Source organism: Streptomyces griseus subsp. griseus (assembly GCF_000720255.1).
In the GTDB taxonomy this organism is placed as follows: domain Bacteria; phylum Actinomycetota; class Actinomycetes; order Streptomycetales; family Streptomycetaceae; genus Streptomyces; species Streptomyces griseus_I.
In genome coordinates, this window is sequence record NZ_JOJE01000001.1 from 154,139 (window position 1) to 179,264 (window position 25,126).

The following is a 25,126-nucleotide window of genomic DNA, read 5'->3' on the forward strand; positions in this document are numbered from 1 at the left end:
CCGGGTTCAGTCGCAGTCGGCGAGCTCTTCGAGCCCCCGCCAGATCTCGGCGGTGACGCGGACCGCCCCGGCCACGTCACGGTCCGCGCAGGCCTCGATGAGCCGCTCGTGCAGCCCGGCCGAACGGCAGTTGCCGCCCTCGCCGAAACGCTGTCGCTCCAGCCGGCGGATGAGCGGGGTGTAGCGGGCGACGGTCGCGGCGGCCGCGCGGTTGCCGCTCACCCGCACGAGAACGTCGTGCAGCTCGTCGTCGGCCCGCAGCGCCCCGTCCACGTCCCCGGCGCGGACGGCGGCGGCGAACCGCTCGTTGGCCGCGCGCATCACCTCGACATCGGCGTCCCCCAGCCGGGGCACGCCGATCCGGACCGCCAGCTCGTGCATGGCGCCGACCACGGCGGCCGCGTCCCGCACGTCGGCGGCCACGACCGGGGTGACCCGGGTGTAGCTCTGCGGCTTGCTCTCCAGCAGCCCCTCGTCGACGAGCCGCGCGAACGCCTCCCGCACCGGCGCCCGCGACAGCCCGAGCCGCTCCGCGAGATCGGCGTCCCGCACCACCGTGCCGGGTCCGATCTCACCGGCGACGATGGCGTCCCGGATGGACGCGTAGGCGCGGTCCCTGAGCAGGGTGCGCGGCACGGGTCGAATGGCCTCCACAACTGAAATGTTAGATATCAATCCTGGTTCCCGACAAGACCCCGGACACGCGAGAGGGCCCGCACCGGAGTACGGGCCCTCTCCACGCGACACGACCAGTTCAGGCAGCCCAAGGCCAGTCGGCGTCCCGGGCCGCCTCGAGCAGCGGCACCATCCGGAAAGCCGCGTCCGAGAGGCCGCCGAAGGTGTGCCGGTTGCCCTTCCCGGCCGGGCCGTGGCCTGCCCGGTATCCGGCGAGGTTCCAGGTGTAGACCGGCACATGCGCGGGGACCTGCTCGGTCGGCTCGCCGTGCGGGCTGTACGCGTACTGCTCGTCGGTGATGATCAGTACCCGGTCGTGCTCGCGGTAGTGGCGCCGCACCGCACCGGTGGTGTCGGTGCCGCCCAGGTCGCCGAAGCGCTCCAGGACCCGCAGCACGGACTCGCCCCGGTGGAATCCGACCGCCTTGCTGGTCGTGCCGAACTCGACGAGGTCCGCGTCCGCCGCCCGCAGCGCGAGCGCCGTGCCGAAGATCGCCGCCGCGTCGGCCCGGTTGAGCTCGGAGCGGTCCGAAAGCCGCGAGTAGAACATCGAGCCCGACCGGTCGACGAGCACCAGCGTCCGCCCGGACAGCGCCGGCACGTTGGCCAGCGAGTGACCGAGCGCCTGCTCCAGCGGGTACGCCCAGCGCAGCGACGGCGCGTGCTGGTACGCGGCGAGGTAGCGGAACGGGAACTGCCGCGAACGAGCGACCTCCGCCGGGCCACTGATCCGGGCCGCCACACCCGCCGCGACCTCGTCGGAGACACCGGCCTCGTCGAAGTTGCGCAGGTTGCGGACGAGCGCCATGGGTCCCATGGACGGAATGACCGCCTCCCAGGCCTCCTTGTCCATCGGCCCCTGCAACCAGCCCGCCAGCGCCTCCCACGTCATCCCGGCCGCCGCGAGCCGCCCGGCGCCGCCCTCCGAGGTGACGACCGCGCGCCGCTCCTCGACGGGCAGCGCCATGAGCTCGCGGTGCGCCGTGAGGAGATGGTTCGACGTGGGCGGCACCGCCGTGTCCGGGTTGTGCCGGCGGTCGAGGGCGTACTGGAACAGCTCGCCCTGCCACGGCTTGTCCGGGTCCGGCGCCGCGTGCACCAGGTTGAGGATGTCGCCGAAGCGGTACCCCTTGGAGGCGGTGTCGTACTTCAGCAGCGACTTGCCGCTGTAGAGACGCCGTACGGCGTCGGCGATCCCGCGCTTGACGGGCTTCGGGACGTTCCGGCCGTACCGCGCCGTCCAGTAGGCCAGCAGTTCACCGGGCTCGTCCGGTCGCTGGAGCACGCAGGCCACGACCTCGCGGTTCGACGGACCGTCGGTCGCGCCGGCCTCCAGGCGTGCCTTCACGTACTCGGCGGCCCCGACGACCGCGGCCGTACGGAGCCGGCCCTCGCCTCGCAGCCAGCCGAGCAGGCCGGCCGTCCACTCCGGGTCGGTGACGGCGAGCTCGCGCACGAGCCGCTGGTACCGGTCGTCGCGGTCGGCGCCGGTCTCGTAGAAGGTCTGCTGCGACACGAAGTTGGAGACGGCGAGGAGGAAGAGCTCGGAGCGTGCGTCCCGCTCGCGACCGCGGCCGCCCTCATAGGTACGGAGCAGCCGGCCCGTCGAGGTGACGCGTGAGGTCGGCTGCGCCTTGGCCGCACGTGTGTTGAATCGCGCCATGGTGAATTCCCCCCGAATTCAATTGCATTTCGGAGAGAGGCGCAGCGGAAGGAGGGTGCCCGAGATCAGGAGTCGGCGACGGACTTAGCCAGATGCTCTACCGATTGAGCTACACCGACCCGAAGTCGATGACGGGACTCGAACCCGCAACCGTCCGATCCAATGAAGTAACCGTTGCCTGCGCACCGGGCACCCACCATGAGCTGCGCCTCCCGAGATCAAGTCGGCGGCGGCGCTGGATTCTTTGCAAGAAGTAGCCGCTGCCTTCGCACCGGGAGGTGCGTTCTTTCGTGATCTCAATGTAGGAGACGCAGCTCGGGTGTCGCGAACGAATTAATTACCGCCGCTGACGCTTCCAGGGACCGGTGATGGCGAGCATGATGCCCGGGGTCTGGATGTTGGCGTAGAGGGTGCGGCCGTCGGGCGAGAAGGTGACGCCGGTGAACTCGCTGTACTCGGGCTCCTCCTCGGTGCCGATGTTCAGCTCGTTGCGGGCGATGGGGTAGGTACGGCCGCTGTCGGTGGCGCCGAACAGGTGCTGGACGCCCTCGCCGTCCTCGGCGATGACCAGGCCGCCGTAGGGGGAGACGGTGATGTTGTCGGGTCCGTCGAAGGCACCGTCGACGGACGGGTCGGGATTGACGCCGAGCAGGACCTTGAGGGTGAGCGTGCGGCGCTTGGGGTCGTAGAACCAGACCTGGCCGTCGTGCTGGACGGGGCTCTCCTCACGGGCGTACGAGGAGACGATGTAGGTGCCGCCGTCGCCCCACCACATGCCCTCCAGCTTGCGGGCGCGGGTGACCTGGCCGGTGGTGAACTGCTTGCGCACGGGCGTGGTCCTGGCGTCGCGGTCGGGGACGTCCACCCAGTCGACGCCGTACACGGTGCCGGTCTTCGTCGCGCGGGAGAGGTCGTCGACGAACTTGCCGCCGGAGTCGAAGCACTTGAAGGCCTGGAGGAGGCCGGCGTCGTCGGCGAGCCCACGCAGCTTGCCGCGGCCGTGGCAGAAGCCCTCCGGCGGGGTCCAGCGGTACAGCAGCCCGTTGGGACCGGACGCGTCCTCGGTCAGGTAGGCGTGACCACGCTTGGGGTCGATGACGACGGCCTCGTGGGCGTAGCGGCCCAGCGCCTTGATCGGCTCGGGAGCGCGGTTGGCCCGGCGGTCGACGGGGTCGACCTCGAAGACGTAGCCGTGGTCCTTGGTCATGCCGTTGGCGCCGGCCTTGTCCTCGGTCTCCTCGCAGGTGAGCCAGGTCCCCCACGGCGTGCTGCCGCCCGCGCAGTTGGTGGAGGTGCCGGCGATGCCCACCCACTCGGCGACGTGTCCGCCGGGGCGCACCTCGACGACCGTGCAGCCGCCCGAGGCGGCGGGGTCGTAGACCAGGCCCTCGGTGAGCGGCACCGGGTACGGCCAGGAGGCGCGCGGGCCCTTCAGCTCGTGGTTGTTGACCAGGAGGGTCGCGCCGCGCGGGCCGGCGAAGGTGGCGGTGCCGTCGTGGTTGGACGGCGTGAACTCGCCGGACTCCAGCTTGGTCTTCCCGCTGTACGTGATGATCCGGTACGTGAAACCGGCGGGCAGCGCCAGGATGCCGTTCGGATCGGGGATCAGCGGCCCGTAACCCACCCCATGGCCGTCCGCGGACTTCTCGTCCGCGTTCTCGACGTCCGTGGAGGCAAGAGCGTTCGGGGCGGTGGCGAGAGCGCCGACACTGCCCGCGAGCGCGACACCGGCACCGGTGATCGCGGATTTCCTGGCGAAGTCCCTGCGGCTGAGCGACATGGTGTGTGTCTCCTGTGACGGTGAGGCCGTGGAGGGGCGGCGGCGCCACCGTCCCGTCCACGCCTGAACAGGAGTTGAACGCGGGGCGAAGCATGCCGACCCGCTTCGGTGAATCCGGCAGGCGCCGCACCCATTCACCCGTGGCGCAGCCCCGGACGGTGCCCTCACTCCCCGCGCTGCGACCGCGCCTTGAACGCCGCCTTCCGGGCCTCCTTGGCCACCTTTTTGTCGGGGTGGATACGGCCCATTTCCTCCAGCACATCCGCCGTGGCGGGGTGGTCCACCCGCCAGGCCGCCGCGAAGAACCCGCTGTGCTGTTCGGCCAGGCCCGCCACCAGTTCGCGCAGCTCCTCGGAGTTGCCCTCGGCCGCCAGCTGCGCCGCGACCGTGTCGATGGTGAGCCAGAAGACCATGGCCTCGGACGGCGCCGGCACGTCGGGAGCGCCCTGCTCGGTCAGCCACACCCGCGCCAGCCCGCCCAGCTCGGCGTCGTCCAGCACTTCGCGCAGCGCGGGCGCGGCCTGGGGACCCACCAGCGACAGTGCCTGCTGGCACCGCAGCCGGCGCAGCGGCGCACCCGCGTCGGAGCCCCGAGCCGCTCCCAGCAACTCCCGTGCCGCGGTGAGCGCTTCACGCCGGGCCAGCCACTGCTCGGTCTCCGCCAGGGCGGCCCGCGGCCCGAAGACGGCCGTCCCGTCGAGCAGCGCGTCGGCGCCCTTGTCCGCGAGCTCCCCGACGGCGGGGGCCGTGAACCCGGCCTCCAGCAGCCGTGCCCGCAGCCCGTAGAGACCGAGCGGTGTGAGCCGCACCATGCCGTAGCGCGAGACGTCGGTGTCGTCCACGGGGGCCGACTGCTCCTCCGTCGCGTCCTCGGCGTCCGCCATCAGCGCCTCGTCGACCGGTCGGTACTCCACGAGTCCCACCGGTGCCAGCACCCGGAACTGGTCGTCCAGCCGCATCATCGCGTCGGACACCTGCTCCAGCACGTCGTTGCTGGGCTCCCCCATGTCGCCGGGCACGATCATCGACGCGGCCAGCGCGGGCAGCGGCACCGGCCCTTCCCCGGCCCCGTCCTCACTGACCGTCAGCAGATACAGGTTGCCGAGCACGCCGTCGAGGAAGTCCGCCTCCGCGTCGGGGTCCCAGTCCAGTCGCGAGAGGTCGATCTCGCCGCCCTCGTCCATCGCCTCGACCAGGTCGTCGAGGTCCGGCACACTCGCGTCGGCGAGCACGGTCTCCAGCGCGGCCAGCCACACCCCGAGCACGTCGTGCGGCGAGCCCCCGGTCAGCAGCGCCAGGTCGGCGCCCGGCGCCACGGTGCCGGCCTCCTCGTCGACCACCTCGACCAGCCCGGCGTCCATGGCGACCCGCCACGCCTCGCTCGCGAGGGCCGCGGCGTCGCCTTCACCCACCCCGGACTCGTCGGCGGCGGTCACGCCCAGTCCCAGCACCTCAGCCGCGGCCGGGAGCTGCTCGTCGACCAGGCCGCCGCCCGCGTCGACGCGGGTCTCGGGGCCGGCCCAGCGGGCGAGCCGAGCGGCCCGCGAAAGCAACGGCGTGGACAGCGCGTCCCGCGCCAGCTCCGCTTCGGGGTGAAGGCGCACCGGCGGCAAGGGGGAGCTGTCTGACATCGGTTGGTTCTCCTCGGGCGCGTCGTACCACTCAGTCGCTCAGCCTAGACGGATATCCACCCATGCCGCCCGGTTCATCTACCGGTCAGGGCACGTACATGGCCGAAACCTTGACAAGTGGCCTGAGCAGGCTGGAGATTGACGCGCGTAGAAATCAGTGAACACCTGTGTTCCCGACGTCTACGCGCGTCGCCATCGCCCCACCGGTCGCGGCTCACCGTCCACGCTCCACCCTCGTCCCGGCGCTCATGTTCGTCCCCGGAGGGATCCCTTGCCGAGCAGGTCTTCCGCGCGTCTCGCCGCGCTCACCGTCGCCGCCGTCTGTTCCGCGGCGTCCACCGTGGCTCTCACCTCTCCCGCGCACGCGGACTCCGTGCGCATCCACGACATCCAGGGCAGCACCCGCATATCCCCGTACGCCGGCCAGCAGGTCACGGACGTGGCCGGAATCGTCACCGGTGTGCGCGGCTACGGCTCCTCCAAGGGCTTCTGGATCCAGGATCCGACCCCGGACGCGGACCCCGCCACCAGCGAGGCCGTGTTCGTCTTCACCAGCTCCGCCCCGAAGGCCGCCGTCGGCGACGCCGTCACCGTCAGCGGCACCGTCTCGGAGTTCGTCCCTGGCGGCACCTCGACCGGCAACCAGTCGGTGACCGAGATCACCAAGCCGACGGTCACCGTCGTCTCCAGCGGCAACGCGGTCCCGGCCGCCACCGTCGTCGACGCCCGCTCGGTGCCGGACGCCTACGCCCCGGCCGGCGACACCGCCGCGAGCGGCTCGGTCAACGGCCTGACGCTCCGGCCGTCGAAGTACGCCCTGGACTACTACGAGTCCCTGGAGGGCATGAACGTCCAGGTCTCCGACGCCCGCGTGGTCGGCGCCACCGACCCGTACACCGAGCTGTGGGTCACGGTGAAGCCGAGCGAGCACACCGACCGCCGCGGCGGCACGGTCTACGGCTCCTACGACTCCCAGAACACCGGCCGGCTCCAGATCCAGTCCCTGGGCGCGGTGGCCGACTTCCCCGCCGCGAACGTCGGCGACACGCTCACCGGCACCACGGCGGGCCTGCTGGACTACAACCAGTTCGGCGGTTACACGCTGGTCGCCAACCAGCTCGGCACGCTGAAGAGCGCGGGCCTGAAGCGGGAGACGACCCAGAAGCAGAGCAGGAGCCAGCTGGCGGTCGCCACGTACAACGTGGAGAACCTCGACCCGTCGGACGCCACCTTCGAGGAGCACGCCTCCGCGATCGTGAACAACCTGCAGTCGCCCGACATCGTGTCCCTGGAGGAGATCCAGGACAACAACGGCGCGAAGAACGACGGCACGGTGGCCGCCGACCAGACGGTGACCAATCTGATCGACGCGATCGTGGCGGCGGGCGGCCCGACGTACGACTGGCGCTCGATCGACCCGGCGAACAACGCGGACGGCGGTGAGCCGGGCGGCAACATCCGCCAGGTGTTCCTGTTCAACCCGGAGCGGGTCTCCTTCACCGACCGCGCCGGCGGCGACGCCACCACCGCCGTCGCTGTCACCAAGGCACACGGCAAGGCGGCCCTGTCGCTCTCCCCCGGCCGCATCGCCCCCGCCGACGCGGCCTGGGCGAACAGCCGCAAACCGCTGGCCAGCGAGTTCGTCTTCCGTGGCCGGACGGTCTTCGTGATCGCCAACCACTTCAACTCCAAGGGCGGCGACCAGGGCCTGACCTCGCAGTACCAGCCGCCGGCGCGCAGCTCGGAGGTCCAGCGCCACCAGCAGGCGACGCTGGTGAACGCGTTCGTCAAGAACATCCTCGACGTCCAGAAGAACGCGGACGTCGTCGCGCTGGGCGACATCAACGACTTCGAGTTCTCCGACACCGCGAAGCTGCTCGAGGGTGACGGCGAGCTGTGGTCGGCGATCAAGTCGCTCCCGAAGAGCGAGCGTTACACGTACGACTACCAGGGCAACAGCCAGGTCCTCGACCAGATCCTGGTCAGCCCGTCGATCCGGCGCGGCTGCGACTTCGAGTACGACAGCGTGCACATCAACTCGGAGTTCAACGACCAGATCAGCGACCACGACCCACAGGTGCTGCGGTTCCGCCCGTAGGTCCGGGCAGGCGGCGAGGGGGCAGGACACGCGTCCTGCCCCCTCGTCGTGGGGTCGGGTCAGTGGTGCCTGCGCCGCAGGACGCCGGTCGCGATCGCCGCGCCCGCGGCCCCCGCGATCAGCACCATGCCCGGGTGCCGCAGACCGGCCTGGACGACCGTCCGCACCGGGCTCGGCAGCCCCTCCACGGCGTGCCCCGCCTGCTCCGCCCTGCCCTGCACGACGTGCCCGGCCTGGCTCGCCCTGCCCTGGACCACGTTCCCGGCCTGGCCGGCCCTGCCCTGCAGGGCGTGTCCGGCGTGGGACGCCTTGCCCTGGACGGCGTGTCCCGCCTGGGCCGCCTTGCCCTGCACCACGTGGCTCGCCTGGCTGGCCCGGCCCTGCACGACGTGACTCGCCTGCGCCGCGGTGCTGCGCAACTGGACGGTCATGGCGCCGGCCTTGTCCCTGAGGTCGGCGGCGCGGGCCCTGGCGCGGCCCTTGACGTCCGCCTTGGCGGCCAACTCCTCGATGGTGTCACCGAGCTGGCTCCTGGTCTGCGCGATCTGCCGGCGCAGCTCGTCGGGCCCCTTGGCGCCGCCCGTCCCCTTCGGTGTGTCCGTCATCGATGCGCCCTTTCCCTGATCTCGTCGACATCGGCCCTGACGCTGCCGAGGGTCTCCTCGGGGGTGGGAGGCGCGGCACGGCGCAGCTGGGAGCGGCCGAGCGCGGCCAGTAGGCCGGCGAGGGCGAACAGCACCGCCGTGACGATGAGCGCCGCGGCCCACACGGGCAGCGTCAGCGAGAGCGCGGCGGTGGCCGTACCGGCCAGGGCGAGCAGCCCGGCGTAGGCGACGGCGCCCGCGGCACCGATCAGGCCGCCGCCGCGGCCCGCACGCCGACCCTTCTCGGCCAGCTCCTCCTTCGCGAGGCCGATCTCCTGCCGTACCAGCCGGGAAAGTTGTTCGGTGGCCTGTCCGACGAGATCACCCACCGAGTGGTGTTCGTCGAGGGCAGGTCGGGAGTGCATGGTCCCGGTCACGGTGTTCCGCCTCCTCTCGTCTTTCCGGAAACACCCGGGTACCCGGACCGGCCCCCGTTACCCCTTCTCGCCGCCCCCGCTCCCGCTCGGCCCCAGCCGCGCCAGCTGGGCCTGGAACCAGTCGAGCCGCGCCTGCAACAGCGCTGCCTCCGCCACGAGTTCGGGCACACCGAAACCGTCGGCCGCACCGAGCCCGGGTGCCTCAGCCGCCCCGAGCCCGGGCGCCGCGAGGCCTGCCCCGGCCCCCGCCCCGGCCACGACCCGCAGCCCCTGCCCGGCCAGCCGGGCGAACCCGGCGAGCGAGAGGGAGGTACGGCCGCGCAGGCAGCCCGCGCAGCGCGGGGCGAGCGCGAGCCAGCCGGGGCGGCCCCAGCCGGCGTCGGCCAGCGCGGCGGCGACCGTGCCGCACGCGCAGGGGCCGACCGTGGCGGTGCGCACCCGTTGGCGGGCGTAGCGGAAGCCGCGTTCGAAGCGGATGTAGGCGCCCAGGACCGTGACCTCGAGCAGGACGGCCGTCCGGTGTTCGGCCGTGCACAGCATGGCCTCGGCGGTCGCGCGGTCGTGCACGCAGTGGAAGCCGCAGTCGCAGCGGCGGTGCGGTGCCCGGTGCCGCAGACCGTAGACGCAGGACGCGTCGGCCACGACTCCGTACGGCAGCGCGCCGCCCAGCGACACACCGGTGAACCCGGCCCGGGTGCCGTCCTGCGACAGCACCGGGTGGGCGATCTTGTATCCGGTCGGCGGCTCCGTCGGACGTTCCTCCGGAAGCCGCAGCCTCATCGTGCGGCCGGAACCTCTTCGGCCGCGGACGCCTGGAGGTCGTCGATCTCCTCGGGGAGTACGACCTCCTCGTCGTGGACCTGCGGCTGCTCCTCCGCGACTCCGGTGGCGAGTGCCTTGCCGAGCTTCATGACGCCTCCCATGCCCAGGGACAGATGACCGTCTCGACCATGGTGACCCATGAAGGGGCACATTGGACACCGGGCCTCGCGGCGCACCCCTCACACCCACCCTTCACCATTCAGCGATGCTTATGCATATCGCGTAGGAAATTTAAGTGGAGCTTCACGGTGGCGCGACCGAGACTATCCCCATGACGATTCCCGTGACTATCCCCGTGACGATGTCAGCCTCCTCGCCCCCGCCCTTGGGCCGGGCCCTGTGCGCCATGGTCACGCCCTTCACCGACGCCGGCGCGCTCGACCTCGACGGTGCGCAGCGGCTCGCCGACCGGCTGGTGACGGAGGGCTGCGAGGGCCTCGTCCTCTCCGGCACCACGGGTGAGTCCCCCACCACGACGGACGCCGAGAAGTCGGCGCTGGTGCGCGCCGTGCGCGAGGCGGTCGGCGACCGGGCGTCCGTGGTGGCGGGCGTGGGCACCGCGGACACCCGGCACACCGTGGAGCTCGCCCTGGCCGCCGAGAAGGCCGGCGCGGACGGCGTGCTGGTGGTCACGCCGTACTACAGCAGACCCCCGCAGGACGCCGTCGAGGCACACTTCCGTGAGGTCGCGGACGCCTCCGGGCTGCCCGTCGTGCTGTACGACATCCCGGGCCGCACCGGCACCCGCATCGAGCCCGAGACGATGATCCGCCTCGCCGCACACCCCCGGATCGTCGCGGTCAAGGACTGTTCCTACGACTTCCTCGGCACCCAGAAGGTGCTGGCCCGCACCGAGTTGGCGTACTACGCGGGCTGCGACGAGCACATCCTCGCCCTGTACGCGGTCGGCGGCGCGGGGTGTGTCAGCACCGTCGCCAACGTGGTCCCGCGTGAGGTGCGGGCGATCCTCGACGCCTTCGACGCGGGCGACACGGCGGAGGCGGCCCGGCGCCAGCGGCGCGCCACGCGGCTCATCGAGTCGATGATGGCGTCGGGCCTGCCCGGCACGGTCACCGCCAAGGGGCTGCTGAACGCTCTCGACCTGCCGGCGGGCCCGGTCCGTCCACCGCTGCGGCCCGCCGGCCGCGAGGCGGTCGACGGGCTGCGGGCGGCGTACGAGGAGCTGACGGGCGGCTGACCGAGCCGGCTGGCCCGGCCGGCTGGTCAGCGCTGGGCGAAGACGGGCTCCCACTCCTGCCGGATCTCGGAGCTCTCCTCACGGACCCCGCTCAGCGGTTTGACCCTGTCGCTGCCGATCGTGACCAGCACGAGCCGGGCCAGGTACCGCTCCTCGAGGCTCGTGGTCCGCTCCCAGGCGATGAGCCGCCTGTCGTCGGCCCAGGCGAGCAGGTGGCCTCCGCGAACCTTGGTGATCTCCTTGCCGGTACGGGGATCAAGGATCGAGGAGCAGGACTTGCCGGGGGCGATCCCCTTCGACAGCACGATGAGCCACAGCTGGTGAACGGCCTATGGCTACCGCCGGGAGATACGACGCCGGCCCGGACGGTCGCGGTGGCACGGTCCCGTAGGACTCGACCGCCCGGCGGTCACACTCCGATGAAACGCACTGTTTCCGACATGTCCGCCCGCCCGGTGCGCAGCGGTGACACCCCTTCCTTCTCGAATCCCACCGCGACACCGCAGAACAGCACGAGCCCGTCATCTGCCCCGACCAACTGGCTGACGGTCTTGCGATACATCGTCCACATCACCTGAGGGCAGCTGTGCAACCCTTCCGCCCTCAGTAGCAGCATGACCGTCTGCAGGTACATCCCCGCGTCCCCCCACTGCCCGGGCCCCATCGTCCGGTCGAGGTAGCAGAACAGCACGACCGGCGCCCCGAACGCCTCCGAGTTCAAGGCGGCGATCTTTTTGGGCCTGTCGAGGTCGTCCCGCTCGATCCCCAGCGCTTCGTACCGCTGGGCGGCCGCGGCCGAAAAGCGGTCCAGGTAGGGCGAGGTCAGTTCGGTCGGGTACATCGGGTACTCCCGCTCATCACCCGGGTCGCCCGCCATTGCCCTGGACGTCGCGCGCCTCTTCAGTTCGGCCAAGGGCTCGCCGCTCACGACATACACATGCCACGGCTGGAGGTTCCCACTCGACGGAGCACGCCTCGCTGCAGCCAGCACTCGTTCGAGTGCCTCTTTGGCCACCGGCTCATCGCTGAACGCCCGCACGGACCGACGACTGTCCACTGCTTCATACACGTCCACGTCTTCTCGTCTCTCTCAGCCAACGACAGCAACCTCTCCATCGTCTTTCAGCGCGCATGAAGGAATCAGAGGGTCGTATCGCCGGTCGGCCCCCTACTCGTACCGGTACTTCAGCGAATCCGCCTCCGCCTGCTCGATGTCAGCGATCGTCAGCTCCGGCATCCGCAGCTGGGCCAGCGTCACCTCGGCCGAGGTCGGCTGGGCGTCCGCCGGCAGCCACTGCTCCGGCTTCCACGCGCCGCCGCGCAGCAGCGACTTGGGGCAGTGCGGGTAGACCTCTTCGATCCCCACCACCAGCGCGCTGGCCGGCGGCTTGCCCACGGCGGTCAGCTGCGACAACAGCTCCGGGCGGGTGGAGACACAGGCCCGGCCGTTCACCCTGAGCGTCGTGGTGCGCCCCGGAATGACGAACAGCAGCCCGGCCCGTCCGGTGGCGACGACGTTCTGCAGGGTGTCCAGACGCTTGTTGCCGGTCGCGTCCGGTATCGCCACCGTCCGTGCGTCCAGGACGGCGACGAACCCGGCGGGGCCGCCGCGCGGGGAGACGTCACAGTTGCCCTCGGCGTCCGCGCTGGCGACCAGGACCAGCGATGAGCAGCCGATCAACCGCCGCGTCTGCTCGGTGAGTTCGGTCATCTGCTTGCGCACGGCCGTGTCTTTGGGGAGTTCGTAGACCCGGCGCAGCGCCTCCTGGTCGGACACGGCGTCGAGATGGAGCAGGTCGAAGGCACTGCCGGCAAGGGATGTCGTCATGCCCCCGACACTAATGGGCCGCTGAACCCGGCACACGGCCCCGCACTCCTCGCCCTCGACTGCGACCTGTGCTGGGCCACGACTTGGATAACCCCGCCAACCACTGGACAGTCCCAGTCGTCGGCCTCCCCGAACTGCCCTACGTCGACTTCGGTGACCACCGGTTCGCCCCTTCGCCTGGGTGGACGAAAACAGAGCCCCGCCGACCACACCTACATGGCCACCCACCACCAGGGCCTGGCTCTCCTGCACCACGTCAACCCACGCATCGGCCTGCGTGACCCCGACCAGACATGCCTCCCGGCGGGGGCGCTCAGGCTCCGAGATGGTGGGGGCGCCGTTCGCGAGTGCCGGCGGAGCTGGGGAGTGGTGGGCTGGGCAGGGGGTGAGTACTCCGGCACCCACGGGTGCCGCTGAACGCCTGGCTCAGGTACTGACAGGAGCGCGGGACAGGGCGGTACGTAGCGCGAAGGCGCCGAGCAGGCCACCTGCCGTGAACCGCTGGGCGGCCATGGCACGGGGCCGGGTGGCCAGAAACCCCGACACCCTCGCTGCGCCCAGCATGATCAGAGCGTTCACGAAGAGCCCCACGATGATCTGCACACCACCGAGTTGGAGCAGTTGCCCCCAGGCCGGACCTGCCTGCGGGTCCATGAACTGGGGCAGTAGGGCGGCGTACATCAGAGCGATCTTGGGGTTGAGCAGGTTGGTCAGCAACCCCATCGAGAACAGGCGGGCGTCGGAGACCGGAGGCAGGTCCTGGGCCGGGGCGAAGGGCGAGCTGCCGCCGGGCTTGAGCATGCCCCAGGCGAGGTAGGCCAAGTAGGCGGCCCCGGCAAGCTTGACCGCCATGAACGCCACCGGCACGGCGGCGAACAACGCGGACAGGCCCGCAGCCGCGGCCAGCAGGTAGCACACGAAACCCACGGCGGTCCCGCTGAGACTGACCAGGCCCGCTCTGCGGCCTTGGGTGATCGCGCGGGAGGCGAGGTGAATCATGTTGGGTCCCGGAGTCAGGGCCATGCCCAGTTCGACCAGGGCCACTCCTCCGACTGCGGTCAGAGTGATCACCGGTCAGCCTCCTGGTGGTTCGTCGGGCACCTGATACGGAATGGGTCGCCCCCTGGCGACGGACGGCTGTCACGCCATCAGCAGCGCCCGTCCCGCCTGCTGCAGAATACGGTCTTGCCGCTGGGTGTCTTCATGCACCCCCAAGCCCTGTCCTGGCCCGCCGACGACATCAAGTGCTGAGCCCGCAGCTGAAGCGACGCCGACGGCCCGGAGCCGACTCCAGCCGGAGAGCTCCCGCCCGGCGCGCGCCTGTGCCCCCTGTGTGCCCGTTGGAGCGGCACGGAACGGGGAGTCTCGACAAGCCTCCCGAGAACGCCCAGGTCAGCGTCTTGACTGGTCACGACAGGTGCGCATACGCGATCTTCCAGACTGGTGACGGCTCGGCACGGGTCCGGGCCGTCCCCGGGCCGTCCGAGGCGCCCGACGCCGACCGACAACGACAGAAGCCCACGGCATCCGACCTGGTCAGAGCCGTGGGCTTCGTCAATTTCCGCTGATCAGCGAGCCCCTTGATCAGTAGACCGGCCAACGTCGACAACTACCCAGCTCAGCAGCAGGTCAGGGCGTTGATCGATGGGGCAGCCGCAGGTCACGGCCGCCGATGATCAGTTGTGGCTGTGCAGGATCTCGTTCAGGCCGCCCCACTCCGCGTTGTTCGGGACGGCCTGGACCGTGCCGTTGAGGGAGTTGCGGCGGAAGAGGATGTTGTTGGCTCCGGACAGTTCGCGGGCCTTGATGATCTGGCCGTCGGGCAGCGTGACCTTGGTGCCGGCGGTGAGGTAGAGGCCCGCCTCGACCACGCAGTCGTCGCCGAGCGCGATGCCGACACCGGCCTCGGCGCCGACGAGGGACCGTTCGCCGATGGCGACGCGCTCCTTGCCGCCGCCGGAGAGGGTGCCCATGGTGGAGGCGCCGCCGCCGATGTCGGAGCCGTCGCCGACGACGACACCCTGGGAGATGCGGCCCTCGACCATGGAGGTGCCGAGGGTGCCGGCGTTGAAGTTGACGAAGCCCTCGTGCATGACGGTCGTGCCGGAGGACAGGTGCGCGCCGAGGCGGACGCGGTCGGCGTCGGCGATGCGGACACCGGCCGGGGCGACGTAGTCCGTCATGCGCGGGAACTTGTCGACACCGAACACGCTCAGGTGCTGTCCACGGGCACGGGCGGCGAGCCGCACCGTCTCCAGGGTGTCCACGGCGACCGGGCCGAGGGACGTCCAGGCCACGTTGGCGAGCAGGCCGAAGATCCCGTCCAGGCTCTGCTCGTTCGGCTTGACGAGCCGGTGCGAGAGCAGGTGGAGGCGCAGGTAGGCGTCGTGGGTGTCGAGCGGCTTGTCCTCGAGCGAGGAGATGACCGTACGGACCGCGACGACCTCCACGCCACGCACCTCGTCCTTGCCGACCGCGGCGACGGCGTGCTCGCCGAGCAGCTCACGCGTGCGCTGGGCGTCGAGCCGCTCACTGCCGGCGGGGCCGGGCTCGACGGCGAGCTCGGGGGCGGGGAACCAGGTGTCGAGAACGGTGCCGTCGGCGGCGACGGTGGCGAGCCCGGCGGCCACGGCGCCGGTGGTACGAGGAGCAGTCGTGTCGGTCATGAGGGAAACCTAACCGGCCGGGGCTCGCGGAGGCCAACCCGCGGGCGGCCGTCTCAGGTGCCGGGCGGGACGGGCCCGCGACCTCCTCGGAAATCGTGGGTTTCTTGTAGGAACCCACTATGCTCGGCGCGACGACAGCGCATGACACCGCACGGCAGGGAACACCGCACGGCAGGGAACACCGCACGGCGGAGAGAGGGACGAGCCATGGCCCGCAGGACCAGCATGGAGGACTCCACCTGTGCCGTCGCCCAGGCCCTGGACGTCGTCGGCGACTGGTGGACCCTCCTCGTCGTGCGGGACACGGCACGCGGCCTGCACCGCTTCGACGAGCTCCAGAGCGAGCTCGGCCTCTCCCGCAAGGTGCTGGCCGAGCGGCTGCGCCTGCTCGTGGAGGCGGACGTGCTCACCAAGGTGCCGTACCAGGACCGCCCGGTCCGCCACGAGTACCGCCTCACCCCGCGCGGCCGCGCCCTCCTGCCGGTGCTGATCGCCCTTCAGGACTGGGGTGACGCCTGGGTGTTGGGCGACGGTACGACGACGGCCACGGCGGCGGAGACCTCGATGGAGGCCCGCCGCGTCCACGATCTTCGCGGCACCCGACTCCCCCGGCTCGAACTCCTCGACGACCGTGGCGAGTCCCGCGACCCCGTCGCCTCCGGCACCCCGTTCACCGTCCTGTACTGCTTCCCCGGCGCCTACGCCCGCCCCGACGCGTATCCGCCGGGCTGGGCCGACATTCCCGGCGCCCCCGGCTGCACCCTGGAGTCCTGCGCCTACCGCGACAGTCTCGCGGAGCTCCGCGCCGCCGGCGCCACCGTGCACGGGATCTCGACGCAACGTCCGGACGAGCTGCGGGCGTTCGCCGAGACGGAGGACCTGGGCTTCCCGCTGCTGTCGGAGGCGGAGCCCGCACTGACCGCCGCCCTGCGACTGCCGACATTCCGTGCGGCGGGCACCGCGCGCCTGAAGCGGCTCACTCTCGTCGTCGACCGGGAACGGGTCGTGCGGGAGGTGCAGTACCCGGTCACGGACGTCGCGGGGGGCGTCGAGGCGGCACTGACGACCGTACGGCGTCTGGCTGATGACCTGACCTGAGCCTCCATCACACTATGGAAACCGCTCACTTCAAACGGCTGCTCGAAGGTCATCTGTTCCATTACTCTTCCATCTGCTTCACCATTCATACACCGGGTCATCGCAGCCGCGGCCGCTTGGAGCGCCGCGAGAGGAACAGCGCATGCCAGAAAACAAGTCCCGGCCCCCGCAGGAGCAACCGTGGGAGAACGGCTGGGCCCCGGACACCTCCCGGACGCCGGGCACCCGTCGGCTGTGGCTGGCGGGCGGCCTCGCCGTGGCCACCATCGCGGCCTGTGCGGTGGCCATCACCGCCACGCAGCGGGACGGTGACGGGATGTCAGGGAAGACATCGGACGCGGGCACCGCGCCGGGTCTGATCTCCTTCGGCACGCCGTCCCCGGCCGGCACCAAGACACCCAAGGGCAAGTCCGCGATGCCGTACGCGGCCGCCGCCTCCCCCACCCCCCTCAAGGAGAGCCCCACACCGACACCCACCCCCACACCCACCAAGGCCCCGGCCGAGAAGCCCGCCAAGCCCGCCAAGACGGCCCCTGCCGAGGAGCCCGCCCCCAAGCCGGCGACGAACTGGCGCTCCGTCCGCTCGGCCAACTACCCCGACCGGTACTGGTACGTGTCGGGCAGCTACGTGAAGCTGGCCGCGGTCAGCTCCGGGGCCGCCCGTCAGGACGTCACGTTCGCCCTGGTCAAGGGCCTGGCCAACGGGGCCTGCTATTCGTTCGCCACGACGGACGGCGGCTATCTGCGGCACCGCAACTTCGTGCTGCGCGCCGAGCACGACGACGGCTCCTCCCTCTTCGAGCAGGACGCCACCTTCTGCCCGCGCGTCTCCCCCTACTCCGGCGCGACCATGCTGGAGTCGGTGAACTACCCGGGCCGTTTCCTGCGCCACAAGGACTTCCAGATCCGTCTGGACCCATACCAGTACTACGGTCCGTACGCCGGGGACTCGGCGTTCCGGCTCGTGGGCGGACTGGCCTGAGAAGCACGGGCCTGAGGAAACGACAAACGGCGACGTTCTGACGAACGTCGCCGTTTCGCTTGTGCCGCGCGTTGTGCCGTGTGCGCCTCAGACGTTGAACCCGAGCGCCCGCAGCTGCTCGCGGCCGTCGTCGGTGATCTTGTCGGGGCCCCACGGCGGCATCCAGACCCAGTTGATGCGCAGCTCGTTGACCAGTCCGTCCGTGGCGGACTTCGCCTGGTCCTCGATCACGTCCGTCAGCGGGCAGGCCGCCGAGGTCAGGGTCATGTCGACGGTGGCGATGTTCGCGTCGTCGACGTGGATGCCGTAGATCAGCCCCAGGTTGACGACGTCGATGCCCAGCTCGGGGTCGACCACGTCCATCAGGGCCTCGCGGAGCTCCTCCTCCGAGGCGGGCTTCATCTCCACGGTGTCAGTCATGCCGTCTTCCTTTCGGCGTCCGCTCCGCCCAGGGCCTGGGCCGTCGCGTCCTTCCACGCCATCCAGCTGAGGAGGGCGCACTTGACCCGGGCCGGGTACTTGGAGACACCGGCGAACGCCACCGCGTCCTCCAGGATGTCCTCCATCGTGTCGTCGGGTTCGATCCTGCCCTTGGACTGCATCAGCTCCAGGAAGGTCTCCTGGATCTTCCGCGCATCCGCCAGGTCCTTGCCGACGAGGAGCTCGTTCAGTACGGAGGCCGAGGCCTGGCTGATGGAGCAGCCCTGGCCCTCGTACGAGACGTCCTCGATCGTCGTGCCGGCGTACTTCACACGCAGGGTGATCTCGTCGCCGCACGTCGGGTTCACGTGGTGCACCTCGGCGTCGCCATCCCGCAAGCCCCGCCCGTGCGGGTGCTTGTAGTGGTCCAGGATGACTTCCTGGTACATCGAGTCCAGCTTCATGCGATCGCTCGTCCCGTCAGCCGAAGAAGTTCCGTACGTGCTCCAGGCCGTCGACCAGCGCGTCGATCTCGGCCGACGTGGAGTACAGATAGAACGACGCTCGTGTGGTCGCAGGAATTCCGTACCGCAGGCAGACCGGCCGCGCGCAGTGGTGGCCGACCCGGACCGCGATGCCCTGCTCGTCGAGGACCTGGCCCACGTCGTGCGGGTGGATGTCGCCGAGCGTGAAAGAGATCGCCGCGCCCCGGTCCTCGGCCGTGGAAGGGCCGATGATCCGCAGGTCCGGGACCTCGCCCAGCTTCTTCACCGCGTACTCGGTGAGGGCGTGCTCATGGGCGAGGATCTTGTCCATGCCGATCGAGTTGAGGTAGTCGATCGCCGCGCCCAGGCCGACCGCCTGCGCGATCGGCGGGGTGCCCGCCTCGAACTTGTGCGGCGCCGGGGCGTAGGTCGACGAGTGCATCGACACGGTCTCGATCATCTCGCCGCCGCCCAGGAACGGCGGCAGGTCCTCCAGGAGCTCCTGGCGGCCCCACAGCACACCGATGCCCGTCGGACCGCACATCTTGTGGCCGGTGAAGGCCACGAAGTCGGCCTGCAGGGCCTGTACGTCCAGCGGCATGTGCGGCGCGGCCTGGGAGGCGTCGACGCAGACCAGCGCACCGACCTCCTGCGCCCGGCGCACGATCGCCTCGACGGGGTTCACCGTGCCGAGGATGTTCGACACCAGCACGAAAGAGACGATCTTCGTCTTCTCGGTGATGACCTCTTCGATGTTGGACAGGTCGAGCCGGCCGTCGTCGGTCAGCCCGAACCACTTGAGCTTCGCGCCAGTGCGCTGGGCGAGCAGCTGCCACGGCACGATGTTGGAGTGGTGCTCCATCTCCGTGATGACGATCTCGGTTTCGGAGTCCACGCGGTAGGGCTCGTCGGCCCAGCCCAGCATGTTCGCCACGAGGTTGAGCGACTCGGAGGCGTTCTTGGTGAAGATCACCTCGTCGCGGCTCGGCGCGTTGATGAACTCCGCGACCTTGTCGCGCGCGCCCTCGTACAGCGCCGTGGCCTCCTCGGCGAGCACGTGCACACCGCGATGGACGTTGGCGTTGTAGCGCTCGTAGTACTCGCTCAGGGCGTCCAGCACCTGGCGCGGCTTCTGCGAGGTCGCCGCGTTGTCCAGGTACACGAGCTTCCGGCCGTCGTGGACCTGACGGTCCAGGATGGGGAAGTCCTTGCGGATCGCCTCTGTGTCGAGGAGGCCCGGCAGCTGTGTCACGCGGATACGCCACCCTTCGTGTAAGCCTCGTAGCCCTCGTTCTCCAGCTTGTCCGCGAGCTCGGCGCCGCCGGACTCGGCGATCCGGCCGTCCGCGAACACGTGGACGAAGTCGGGCTTGATGTAGCGCAGGATGCGCGTGTAGTGCGTGATCAGCAGGGTGCCGACCTCGCCGGTCTCGCGGACGCGGTTCACGCCCTCGGAGACGATCCGCAGGGCGTCGACGTCCAGGCCGGAGTCCGTCTCGTCGAGGATCGCGACCTTCGGCTTGAGCAGCTCCAGCTGGAGGATCTCGTGGCGCTTCTTCTCACCGCCGGAGAAGCCCTCGTTGACGTTGCGCTCGGCGAAGGAGGGGTCCATGTTGAGGCGCTGCATGGCCTCCTTGACCTCCTTCACCCAGGTGCGCAGCTTGGGGGCCTCGCCGCGGATGGCGGTGGCGGAGGTGCGCAGGAAGTTCGACACGGAGACACCCGGAACCTCGACCGGGTACTGCATCGCCAGGAACAGGCCCGCGCGGGCGCGCTCGTCGACGGACATCTCCAGCACGTCCTCGCCGTCGAGGGTGACGGTGCCGCCGGTGATCGTGTACTTCGGGTGACCCGCGAGCGAGTAGGCGAGGGTCGACTTGCCCGAGCCGTTGGGGCCCATGATGGCGTGCGTCTCGCCCTGCTTCACGGTGAGGTCGACGCCCTTGAGGATCTCCTTCGTGGCGTTGTCGGCCTCGACGGTGACGTGCAGGTCTCGGATTTCAAGCGTTGCCATGGGTGCCTCAGGACTCCTGGGTGAGGGAGACGAGTACGTCGTCCCCTTCGATCTGTACGGGGTATACGGGGACGGGGCGCGTGGCGGGGAGGCCGGACGGCTTACCGGTACGCAGGTCGAAGGCGGAGCCGTGCAGCCAGCACTCGATCTGGCAGTCCTCCACCTCGCCCTCGGAGAGGGAGACGTTCGCGTGCGAGCAGATGTCGTGGATCGCGAACACCTCCCCCTCGGTCCTGACGACCGAGATCGGCGTGCCGTCGAGTTCGACCCGCTTCGGGGTGTCGTCCTCCAGCTCGCTCAGTCCACAGGCGCGTACGAAGGTCATGCGACCGACGCCTCCAGCTCCTCTTCGATCTTCGCGAGCAGGCGCTCCTCGATGTCGTCCACACCGATGTGCTGGACCAGCTCGGCGAAGAAGCCGCGGACGACGAGGCGGCGGGCCTCGTGCTCCGGGATGCCGCGCGCCATCAGGTAGAAGAGCTGCTCGTCGTCGAAGCGGCCGGTGGCGGAGGCGTGGCCCGCGCCGACGATCTCGCCGGTCTCGATCTCGAGGTTCGGTACGGAGTCGACCCGCGCGCCGTCCGTGAGGACCAGGTTGCGGTTCATCTCGTACGTGTCGGTGCCCTCGGCCTTGGCCTCGATGAGGACGTCGCCGATCCACACGGCGTGCGCGTCGTCGCCCTGGAGCGCGCCCTTGTAGGCGACGTTCGACTTGCAGTGCGGGGTGTTGTGGTCGACCAGGAGGCGGTGCTCCTGGTGCTGGCCGGCGTCCGTGAAGTACAGGCCGTACAGCTCGGCCTCGCCTCCGGTGCCGGCGTACTGCACACGCGGGTGCAGGCGGACGACGTCGCCGCCGAAGGTCACGACGATCGACTTGAAGGTCGCGTCCCGGCCGACGAGGGCGTTGTGCTGGGCCACGTGGACGGCCTTGTCGTCCCAGTCCTGGACGGAGACGACGGTGAGCTTGGCGCCGTCGCCCAGGAGGTAGTCGACGTTGGCCGCGAGCACGGCGTCACCGGTGTGGTCGATGACGACGACGGCCTCGGCGAAGGCGCCCAGTTCGACGATCTGGTGGCCGTAGGCGACGCCGCCCTCGCCGTGCACGGCGATGCGGATCGGCTCGGTGAGCACCGTCTCCTTGGGGACGCTGACCACGCCGGCCTTCTCGAACGCGGAGTACGCCTGGGCGGCCACGCGGTCCACGGGAGTGCCGGCCTTGCCGAGCCGGGCGTCGTCGCGGCCGACGGCCTCGACGGTGACGCCCTCGGGGGCCTGAACGTCCACCTTCACGCCGTCACCGGTGGCGACCGCGGTGCCGTCGTGCAGGCCGCGCAGCCGCTCCAGCGGGGTGAACCGCCACTCCTCCTCACGGCCGTGGGGGACGGGGAAGTCCGCCACGTCGAAGGAGGGCGGCGCGCTCATGCGCGTGGCGACGGTCGACTCCGCGGCGACCGCGATCGAACCGGCGGTGGTGGAACCCACCGGGATGCTCTGGGCGTCAGCCATGGCTGTCGTAGTGCTCGCTTTCTTACGTGAGTGGCTTGATGGGACGGCGGTGCGGGCCTTAGCCGACCGCGCCTTCCATCTGGAGCTCGATCAGCCGGTTGAGCTCGAGGGCGTACTCCATGGGCAGTTCCTTGGCGATCGGCTCGACGAAGCCGCGCACGATCATCGCCATCGCCTCGTCCTCGGAGAGACCACGGCTCATCAGGTAGAAGAGCTGGTCCTCGGAGACCTTGGAGACGGTCGCCTCGTGGCCCATGGAGACGTCGTCCTCGCGGACGTCGACGTACGGGTAGGTGTCGGACCGCGAGATGGTGTCCACGAGCAGCGCGTCGCACAGCACGTTCGACTTGGAGCCCGGGGCACCCTCGCCGATCTCGATCAGACCACGGTAGGAGGTACGGCCGCCACCGCGCGCGACCGACTTCGACACGATGTTGGACGACGTGTTCGGGGCCATGTGGACCATCTTGGCGCCCGCGTCCTGGTGCTGGCCCTCGCCCGCGAAGGCGATGGAGAGGGTCTCGCCCTTGGCGTGCTCGCCCATCAGGTAGACGGCCGGGTACTTCATCGTCACCTTGGAGCCGATGTTGCCGTCGATCCACTCCATGGTCGCGCCCTCGTACGCCACGGCGCGCTTGGTGACCAGGTTGTAGACGTTGTTCGACCAGTTCTGGATGGTCGTGTAACGGCAGCGGGCGTTCTTCTTGACGATGATCTCGACCACTGCGGAGTGCAGCGAGTCCGACTTGTAGATCGGGGCCGTACAGCCCTCGACGTAGTGCACGTAGGCACCCTCGTCGACGATGATCAGGGTCCGCTCGAACTGGCCCATGTTCTCCGTGTTGATACGGAAGTAGGCCTGGAGCGGGATCTCCACGTGCACGCCCTTCGGCACGTAGATGAAGGAGCCGCCCGACCACACGGCGGTGTTCAGGGCCGCGAACTTGTTGTCACCGGCGGGGATGACGGTCCCGAAGTACTCCTTGAAGAGCTCCGGGTGCTCCTTCAGCGCGGTGTCGGTGTCCAGGAAGATGACGCCCTGCTCCTCCAGGTCCTCGCGGATCTGGTGGTAGACGACCTCCGACTCGTACTGAGCGGCGACACCGGCCACGAGGCGCTGCTTCTCCGCCTCCGGGATGCCGAGCTTGTCGTAGGTGTTCTTGATGTCCTCGGGCAGCTCTTCCCAGGACGCCGCCTGCTTCTCCGTGGAGCGCACGAAGTACTTGATGTTGTCGAAGTCGATGCCGGAGAGGTCCGAGCCCCAGTTCGGCATGGGCTTCTTCGCGAAGAGCTTGAGGCCCTTCAGGCGGAGCTTGGTCATCCACTCCGGCTCGGACTTCTTCGAGGAGATGTCCTTGACGACGTCCTCGTTGATGCCGCGCTTGGCAGAGGCACCCGCCGTGTCGGAGTCGGCCCAGCCGTATTCGTACTTGCCCAGACCCTCGAGCTCAGGGTGGGCAGTCTCCGTGGGGAGAGTCATGCGGGGTTCCTCCCGGCCGTGCTTGCAGATGCGTTGTGGGAAATCTTGGGGATGAACGTCGTGCAGACGCCGTCGCCGTGGGCGATGGTCGCCAGTCGCTGGACGTGCGTTCCGAGCAGCTCGGCGAAGATCTCCGTCTCCGCTTCGCACAGCTGGGGGAACTGCTCCGCCACATGGGCGACCGGGCAGTGGTGCTGGCAGAGCTGCTCACCCTGTTGCGGGAGGGGCGCGCTGCGCGCCGTAGCAGCGTACCCGTCGACGCTGAGGGCCTTGGCCAGGGCTTCGGCTCGCTGGTCCGGGGTGACGGACTCGATCGCCTTGCGGTAGGCGCGTGCCTGGGCGGTGATCCTGGCGCGGGCGAAGGCGACGACCGCCTCGCTCCCGCCCCCCTGCTCGGCGATCCAGCGCAGGGCGTCCGCGGCGAGCTTGTCGTAGGACTGGTCGAAGGCGTCGCGGCCGCAGTCCGTCAGGGCGAAGACCTTGGCGGGCCGACCGCGGGTGCGCGCCCCGTAGACCCGCTGTTCGCGGGCTTCCACGACGTCGTCGGTGACCAGTGCGTCGAGGTGCCGGCGTACGGCGGCCTGGGTCAGGCCCAGTCGTGCGGCGAGCTCGGCGACGGTCGACGGCCCGTGGTCCAGGATGGACCGCGCGACCCGGTTGCGTGTGGAACGCTCCCCGGTCGCCAGCTCCTCCTGCGGGGCCCCCGTGGGGGTCTCCCGAGCCGCTCCGACGTTTTTCACAACGCCATTGTTGCGTAATTCGTCGGGGACGGGCAAGCCGTGCCCCGGCCACCCGGCGGTGCCCTGCATCACTTAGGCAAGCCTAATTTGACCTGCGGAAAGGATCTTTGATCGATCAAGGCGGCGGCAGCGCGCACCCGCCCGGTGCCCGCAAACCGGTGGCGGCGCCGCACCACTTCGGGAACACTCCCGAACCATGCCGACACCGCCTCCGACCGGCCCACTTGTCACCCGCGACACCCTCGCCGCACAGCTGCGCGAGTTGGGGATCCGCACCGGTGAGACCCTGCTCGTGCATTCCTCGCTGAGCTCACTCGGGTGGGTCTGCGGAGGGGCCGTCACGGTCGTCCACGGACTGCTCGACGCCCTCGGCCCCGACGGCACCCTCGTTGTCCCCACCCAGAGCGGAGACCTGTCCGACCCGGCGCTGTGGAGCAATCCGCCGGTGCCCGAGGAGTGGTGGGAGCGGATCCGCTCGGCCATGCCGGTGTACGACCCGCTGATCACCCCCAGCCTGGGGGTCGGCGTGATCCCCGAGACCGTACGGCGCTGGCCGGGCGCCCTGCGCAGCGCCCACCCGCACACATCGTTCGCGGCGCTCGGCCCGCGCGCGACGGAGATCGTCGAGGGCCACGCCCCCGACTGCCGGCTCGGCGAGCACAGTCCGCTCGGCCGGCTGGAGCGGCTGGACGCCCGGGTGCTGCTGCTGGGCGCGGGCTACGACACCTGCACCAGCTTCCACCTCGCCGAGTACCGCGTTCCGGCCCCACGCGTCGAAGTGGGGCGACCGGCTCCCGGCGGCGGCTGGGAGGTGCTGACCGAGGTGTCGATCGACTCCGAGGGCTTCGACGAGCTGGGACACGACTTCGAGCGGGACCGCCCCGTCGTCCGCGGAAAGGTGGGCGCGGCCGACGTACGGCTGTTTCCGGTCAGGGACGCGGTGGCCTACGCGGAGCGGTGGCTCGCGCTGCACCGTCCCCGTGCGGAGGAGATCCTGCACCCGCCCGCCTGATACGCCCG

26 protein-coding genes and 1 pseudogene are annotated in these 25,126 nt (G+C 70.3%); 6 read left to right on the plus strand and 21 right to left on the minus strand.

The annotated features are described in order from the left end of the window. Positions 1-6: 6 nt before the first annotated feature. The 4 genes from IG99_RS00725 to IG99_RS00740 all read right to left on the minus strand — a co-directional run bounded on the left by IG99_RS00725 (position 7) and on the right by IG99_RS00740 (position 5,749). Complete coding sequence (locus IG99_RS00725) at positions 7-654, minus strand: GntR family transcriptional regulator (RefSeq protein WP_037668465.1); 648 nt, start codon at positions 652-654, stop codon at positions 7-9. 100 nt (positions 655-754) lie between these two features. Next, positions 755-2,338, minus strand: a complete 1,584-nt coding sequence (locus IG99_RS00730) for a TROVE domain-containing protein (protein ID WP_037668467.1) — start codon at positions 2,336-2,338, stop codon at positions 755-757. Positions 2,339-2,675: 337 nt separating this feature from the next. Beyond that, complete coding sequence (locus IG99_RS00735) at positions 2,676-4,118, minus strand: alkaline phosphatase PhoX (protein ID WP_037668470.1); 1,443 nt, start codon at positions 4,116-4,118, stop codon at positions 2,676-2,678. Positions 4,119-4,282: 164 nt separating this feature from the next. Continuing rightward, complete coding sequence (locus IG99_RS00740; protein ID WP_037668472.1) at positions 4,283-5,749, minus strand: hypothetical protein; 1,467 nt, start codon at positions 5,747-5,749, stop codon at positions 4,283-4,285. A 271-nt stretch (positions 5,750-6,020) separates the two neighbouring features. Between IG99_RS00740 and IG99_RS00745 the strand changes: the two genes are divergently transcribed. Further along, positions 6,021-7,847, plus strand: a complete 1,827-nt coding sequence (locus IG99_RS00745; RefSeq protein WP_037668473.1) for an endonuclease/exonuclease/phosphatase family protein — start codon at positions 6,021-6,023, stop codon at positions 7,845-7,847. Positions 7,848-7,906: 59 nt separating this feature from the next. Here the strand turns inward: IG99_RS00745 and IG99_RS00750 are convergent, their stop codons facing one another. The 4 genes from IG99_RS00750 to IG99_RS51330 are packed head-to-tail and all read right to left on the minus strand — an operon-like array spanning position 7,907 to position 9,779. Next, positions 7,907-8,452 (minus strand): DUF3618 domain-containing protein, encoded by a 546-nt coding sequence (locus IG99_RS00750; protein WP_037668475.1) that lies wholly within the window; start codon positions 8,450-8,452, stop codon positions 7,907-7,909. Further along, on the minus strand, positions 8,449-8,868 hold the full coding sequence (locus IG99_RS00755; RefSeq protein ID WP_037668476.1) for a phage holin family protein: 420 nt from the start codon (positions 8,866-8,868) through the stop codon (positions 8,449-8,451). Before IG99_RS00755 ends, IG99_RS00750 begins: the two co-directional genes overlap by 4 nt. A gap of 57 nt (positions 8,869-8,925) precedes the next feature. After that, the gene (locus IG99_RS00760; protein WP_037668483.1) at positions 8,926-9,648 is read right to left on the minus strand and encodes a hypothetical protein; all 723 of its coding nucleotides are present in this window, start codon (positions 9,646-9,648) and stop codon (positions 8,926-8,928) included. Continuing rightward, a complete protein-coding gene (locus IG99_RS51330; RefSeq protein WP_267882522.1) occupies positions 9,645-9,779 on the minus strand; it encodes a hypothetical protein in 135 nt (44 codons plus the stop codon). The genes IG99_RS00760 and IG99_RS51330 overlap by 4 nt, the downstream gene beginning before the upstream one ends. 182 nt (positions 9,780-9,961) lie before the next feature. Between IG99_RS51330 and dapA the strand changes: the two genes are divergently transcribed. After that, positions 9,962-10,888, plus strand: coding sequence for a 4-hydroxy-tetrahydrodipicolinate synthase (gene dapA, locus IG99_RS00765; protein ID WP_199815426.1), 927 nt, complete (start codon positions 9,962-9,964; stop codon positions 10,886-10,888). A 26-nt stretch (positions 10,889-10,914) separates the two neighbouring features. Here dapA and IG99_RS00770 read toward each other — a convergent pair whose 3' ends face one another. From IG99_RS00770 to IG99_RS00780, 3 genes are all read right to left on the minus strand, one after another. Next, on the minus strand, positions 10,915-11,193 hold the full coding sequence (locus tag IG99_RS00770; RefSeq protein WP_037668488.1) for a hypothetical protein: 279 nt from the start codon (positions 11,191-11,193) through the stop codon (positions 10,915-10,917). A 104-nt stretch (positions 11,194-11,297) separates the two neighbouring features. Continuing rightward, complete coding sequence (locus IG99_RS00775) at positions 11,298-11,963, minus strand: nitroreductase (RefSeq protein WP_037668490.1); 666 nt, start codon at positions 11,961-11,963, stop codon at positions 11,298-11,300. Positions 11,964-12,056: 93 nt separating this feature from the next. Continuing rightward, positions 12,057-12,716, minus strand: coding sequence for an MSMEG_1061 family FMN-dependent PPOX-type flavoprotein (locus IG99_RS00780; RefSeq protein WP_037668493.1), 660 nt, complete (start codon positions 12,714-12,716; stop codon positions 12,057-12,059). A 21-nt stretch (positions 12,717-12,737) separates the two neighbouring features. Here IG99_RS00780 and IG99_RS50010 point away from each other — a divergent pair. Beyond that, a pseudogene (locus IG99_RS50010) lies at positions 12,738-13,133 on the plus strand (hypothetical protein); the annotation flags it as partial. Positions 13,134-13,142: 9 nt separating this feature from the next. Here the strand turns inward: IG99_RS50010 and IG99_RS00785 are convergent. Beyond that, positions 13,143-13,787 (minus strand): LysE family translocator, encoded by a 645-nt coding sequence (locus IG99_RS00785; protein WP_037668496.1) that lies wholly within the window; start codon positions 13,785-13,787, stop codon positions 13,143-13,145. A gap of 605 nt (positions 13,788-14,392) precedes the next feature. Next, a complete protein-coding gene (gene dapD, locus IG99_RS00790) occupies positions 14,393-15,382 on the minus strand; it encodes a 2,3,4,5-tetrahydropyridine-2,6-dicarboxylate N-succinyltransferase (RefSeq protein WP_037668499.1) in 990 nt (329 codons plus the stop codon). A gap of 207 nt (positions 15,383-15,589) precedes the next feature. Here dapD and IG99_RS00795 point away from each other — a divergent pair, with 207 nt between their 5' ends. Further along, on the plus strand, positions 15,590-16,480 hold the full coding sequence (locus tag IG99_RS00795; RefSeq protein WP_037668501.1) for a winged helix-turn-helix transcriptional regulator: 891 nt from the start codon (positions 15,590-15,592) through the stop codon (positions 16,478-16,480). A 142-nt stretch (positions 16,481-16,622) separates the two neighbouring features. Further along, positions 16,623-17,462: an AbfB domain-containing protein gene (locus tag IG99_RS00800; RefSeq protein ID WP_037668503.1), complete on the plus strand. Its 840-nt coding sequence runs from the start codon at positions 16,623-16,625 to the stop codon at positions 17,460-17,462. A gap of 87 nt (positions 17,463-17,549) precedes the next feature. Here the strand turns inward: IG99_RS00800 and IG99_RS00805 are convergent, their stop codons facing one another. From IG99_RS00805 to IG99_RS00840, 8 genes are read right to left on the minus strand one after another with little or no spacing between them, the layout of a single operon-like run. Continuing rightward, on the minus strand, positions 17,550-17,882 hold the full coding sequence (locus IG99_RS00805; RefSeq protein ID WP_037668505.1) for a metal-sulfur cluster assembly factor: 333 nt from the start codon (positions 17,880-17,882) through the stop codon (positions 17,550-17,552). Continuing rightward, positions 17,879-18,346, minus strand: a complete 468-nt coding sequence (gene sufU, locus IG99_RS00810) for a Fe-S cluster assembly sulfur transfer protein SufU (protein WP_037668508.1) — start codon at positions 18,344-18,346, stop codon at positions 17,879-17,881. Before sufU ends, IG99_RS00805 begins: the two co-directional genes overlap by 4 nt. Positions 18,347-18,362: 16 nt before the next feature. Then, on the minus strand, positions 18,363-19,619 hold the full coding sequence (locus IG99_RS00815; RefSeq protein WP_037668510.1) for a cysteine desulfurase: 1,257 nt from the start codon (positions 19,617-19,619) through the stop codon (positions 18,363-18,365). Beyond that, positions 19,616-20,380 (minus strand): Fe-S cluster assembly ATPase SufC, encoded by a 765-nt coding sequence (gene sufC, locus IG99_RS00820; RefSeq protein WP_037668512.1) that lies wholly within the window; start codon positions 20,378-20,380, stop codon positions 19,616-19,618. Before sufC ends, IG99_RS00815 begins: the two co-directional genes overlap by 4 nt. A 7-nt stretch (positions 20,381-20,387) precedes the next feature. Further along, positions 20,388-20,705, minus strand: a complete 318-nt coding sequence (locus IG99_RS00825; RefSeq protein ID WP_037668515.1) for a non-heme iron oxygenase ferredoxin subunit — start codon at positions 20,703-20,705, stop codon at positions 20,388-20,390. Next, positions 20,702-21,886, minus strand: a complete 1,185-nt coding sequence (gene sufD / locus IG99_RS00830; RefSeq protein ID WP_037668517.1) for a Fe-S cluster assembly protein SufD — start codon at positions 21,884-21,886, stop codon at positions 20,702-20,704. Before sufD ends, IG99_RS00825 begins: the two co-directional genes overlap by 4 nt. A 58-nt stretch (positions 21,887-21,944) precedes the next feature. Next, positions 21,945-23,366, minus strand: a complete 1,422-nt coding sequence (sufB, locus tag IG99_RS00835) for a Fe-S cluster assembly protein SufB (protein ID WP_037668520.1) — start codon at positions 23,364-23,366, stop codon at positions 21,945-21,947. Then, a complete protein-coding gene (locus IG99_RS00840) occupies positions 23,363-24,106 on the minus strand; it encodes a helix-turn-helix transcriptional regulator (RefSeq protein ID WP_037668524.1) in 744 nt (247 codons plus the stop codon). The genes sufB and IG99_RS00840 overlap by 4 nt, the downstream gene beginning before the upstream one ends. Before the next feature lie 196 nt (positions 24,107-24,302). On the opposite strand from IG99_RS00840, the gene IG99_RS00845 reads away from it, so the two are divergent. Further along, positions 24,303-25,118: an AAC(3) family N-acetyltransferase gene (locus tag IG99_RS00845; RefSeq protein ID WP_037668525.1), complete on the plus strand. Its 816-nt coding sequence runs from the start codon at positions 24,303-24,305 to the stop codon at positions 25,116-25,118. The last annotated feature ends 8 nt before the right edge of the window (positions 25,119-25,126 follow it).

Excerpts from the sequence above, each read along its gene's own strand:
- IG99_RS51330 (WP_267882522.1), bottom strand. The coding sequence starts at position 9,779 with ATGAAGCTCGGCAAGGCACTCGCCACCGGAGTCGCGGAGGAGCAGCCG.
- IG99_RS00805 (WP_037668505.1), bottom strand. The coding sequence starts at position 17,882 with ATGACTGACACCGTGGAGATGAAGCCCGCCTCGGAGGAGGAGCTCCGC.
- IG99_RS00760 (WP_037668483.1), bottom strand. The coding sequence starts at position 9,648 with ATGAGGCTGCGGCTTCCGGAGGAACGTCCGACGGAGCCGCCGACCGGA.
- sufB (WP_037668520.1), bottom strand. The coding sequence starts at position 23,366 with ATGACTCTCCCCACGGAGACTGCCCACCCTGAGCTCGAGGGTCTGGGC.
- IG99_RS00735 (WP_037668470.1), bottom strand. The coding sequence starts at position 4,118 with ATGTCGCTCAGCCGCAGGGACTTCGCCAGGAAATCCGCGATCACCGGT.
- sufU (WP_037668508.1), bottom strand. The coding sequence starts at position 18,346 with ATGAAGCTGGACTCGATGTACCAGGAAGTCATCCTGGACCACTACAAG.
- IG99_RS00730 (WP_037668467.1), bottom strand. The coding sequence starts at position 2,338 with ATGGCGCGATTCAACACACGTGCGGCCAAGGCGCAGCCGACCTCACGC.
- IG99_RS00825 (WP_037668515.1), bottom strand. The coding sequence starts at position 20,705 with ATGACCTTCGTACGCGCCTGTGGACTGAGCGAGCTGGAGGACGACACC.
- IG99_RS00780 (WP_037668493.1), bottom strand. The coding sequence starts at position 12,716 with ATGACGACATCCCTTGCCGGCAGTGCCTTCGACCTGCTCCATCTCGAC.
- IG99_RS00740 (WP_037668472.1), bottom strand. The coding sequence starts at position 5,749 with ATGTCAGACAGCTCCCCCTTGCCGCCGGTGCGCCTTCACCCCGAAGCG.
- sufD (WP_037668517.1), bottom strand. The coding sequence starts at position 21,886 with ATGGCTGACGCCCAGAGCATCCCGGTGGGTTCCACCACCGCCGGTTCG.
- IG99_RS00800 (WP_037668503.1), top strand. The coding sequence starts at position 16,623 with ATGCCAGAAAACAAGTCCCGGCCCCCGCAGGAGCAACCGTGGGAGAAC.
- dapA (WP_199815426.1), top strand. The coding sequence starts at position 9,962 with ATGACGATTCCCGTGACTATCCCCGTGACGATGTCAGCCTCCTCGCCC.
- IG99_RS00750 (WP_037668475.1), bottom strand. The coding sequence starts at position 8,452 with ATGACGGACACACCGAAGGGGACGGGCGGCGCCAAGGGGCCCGACGAG.
- sufC (WP_037668512.1), bottom strand. The coding sequence starts at position 20,380 with ATGGCAACGCTTGAAATCCGAGACCTGCACGTCACCGTCGAGGCCGAC.
- IG99_RS00795 (WP_037668501.1), top strand. The coding sequence starts at position 15,590 with ATGGCCCGCAGGACCAGCATGGAGGACTCCACCTGTGCCGTCGCCCAG.
- IG99_RS00845 (WP_037668525.1), top strand. The coding sequence starts at position 24,303 with ATGCCGACACCGCCTCCGACCGGCCCACTTGTCACCCGCGACACCCTC.
- dapD (WP_037668499.1), bottom strand. The coding sequence starts at position 15,382 with ATGACCGACACGACTGCTCCTCGTACCACCGGCGCCGTGGCCGCCGGG.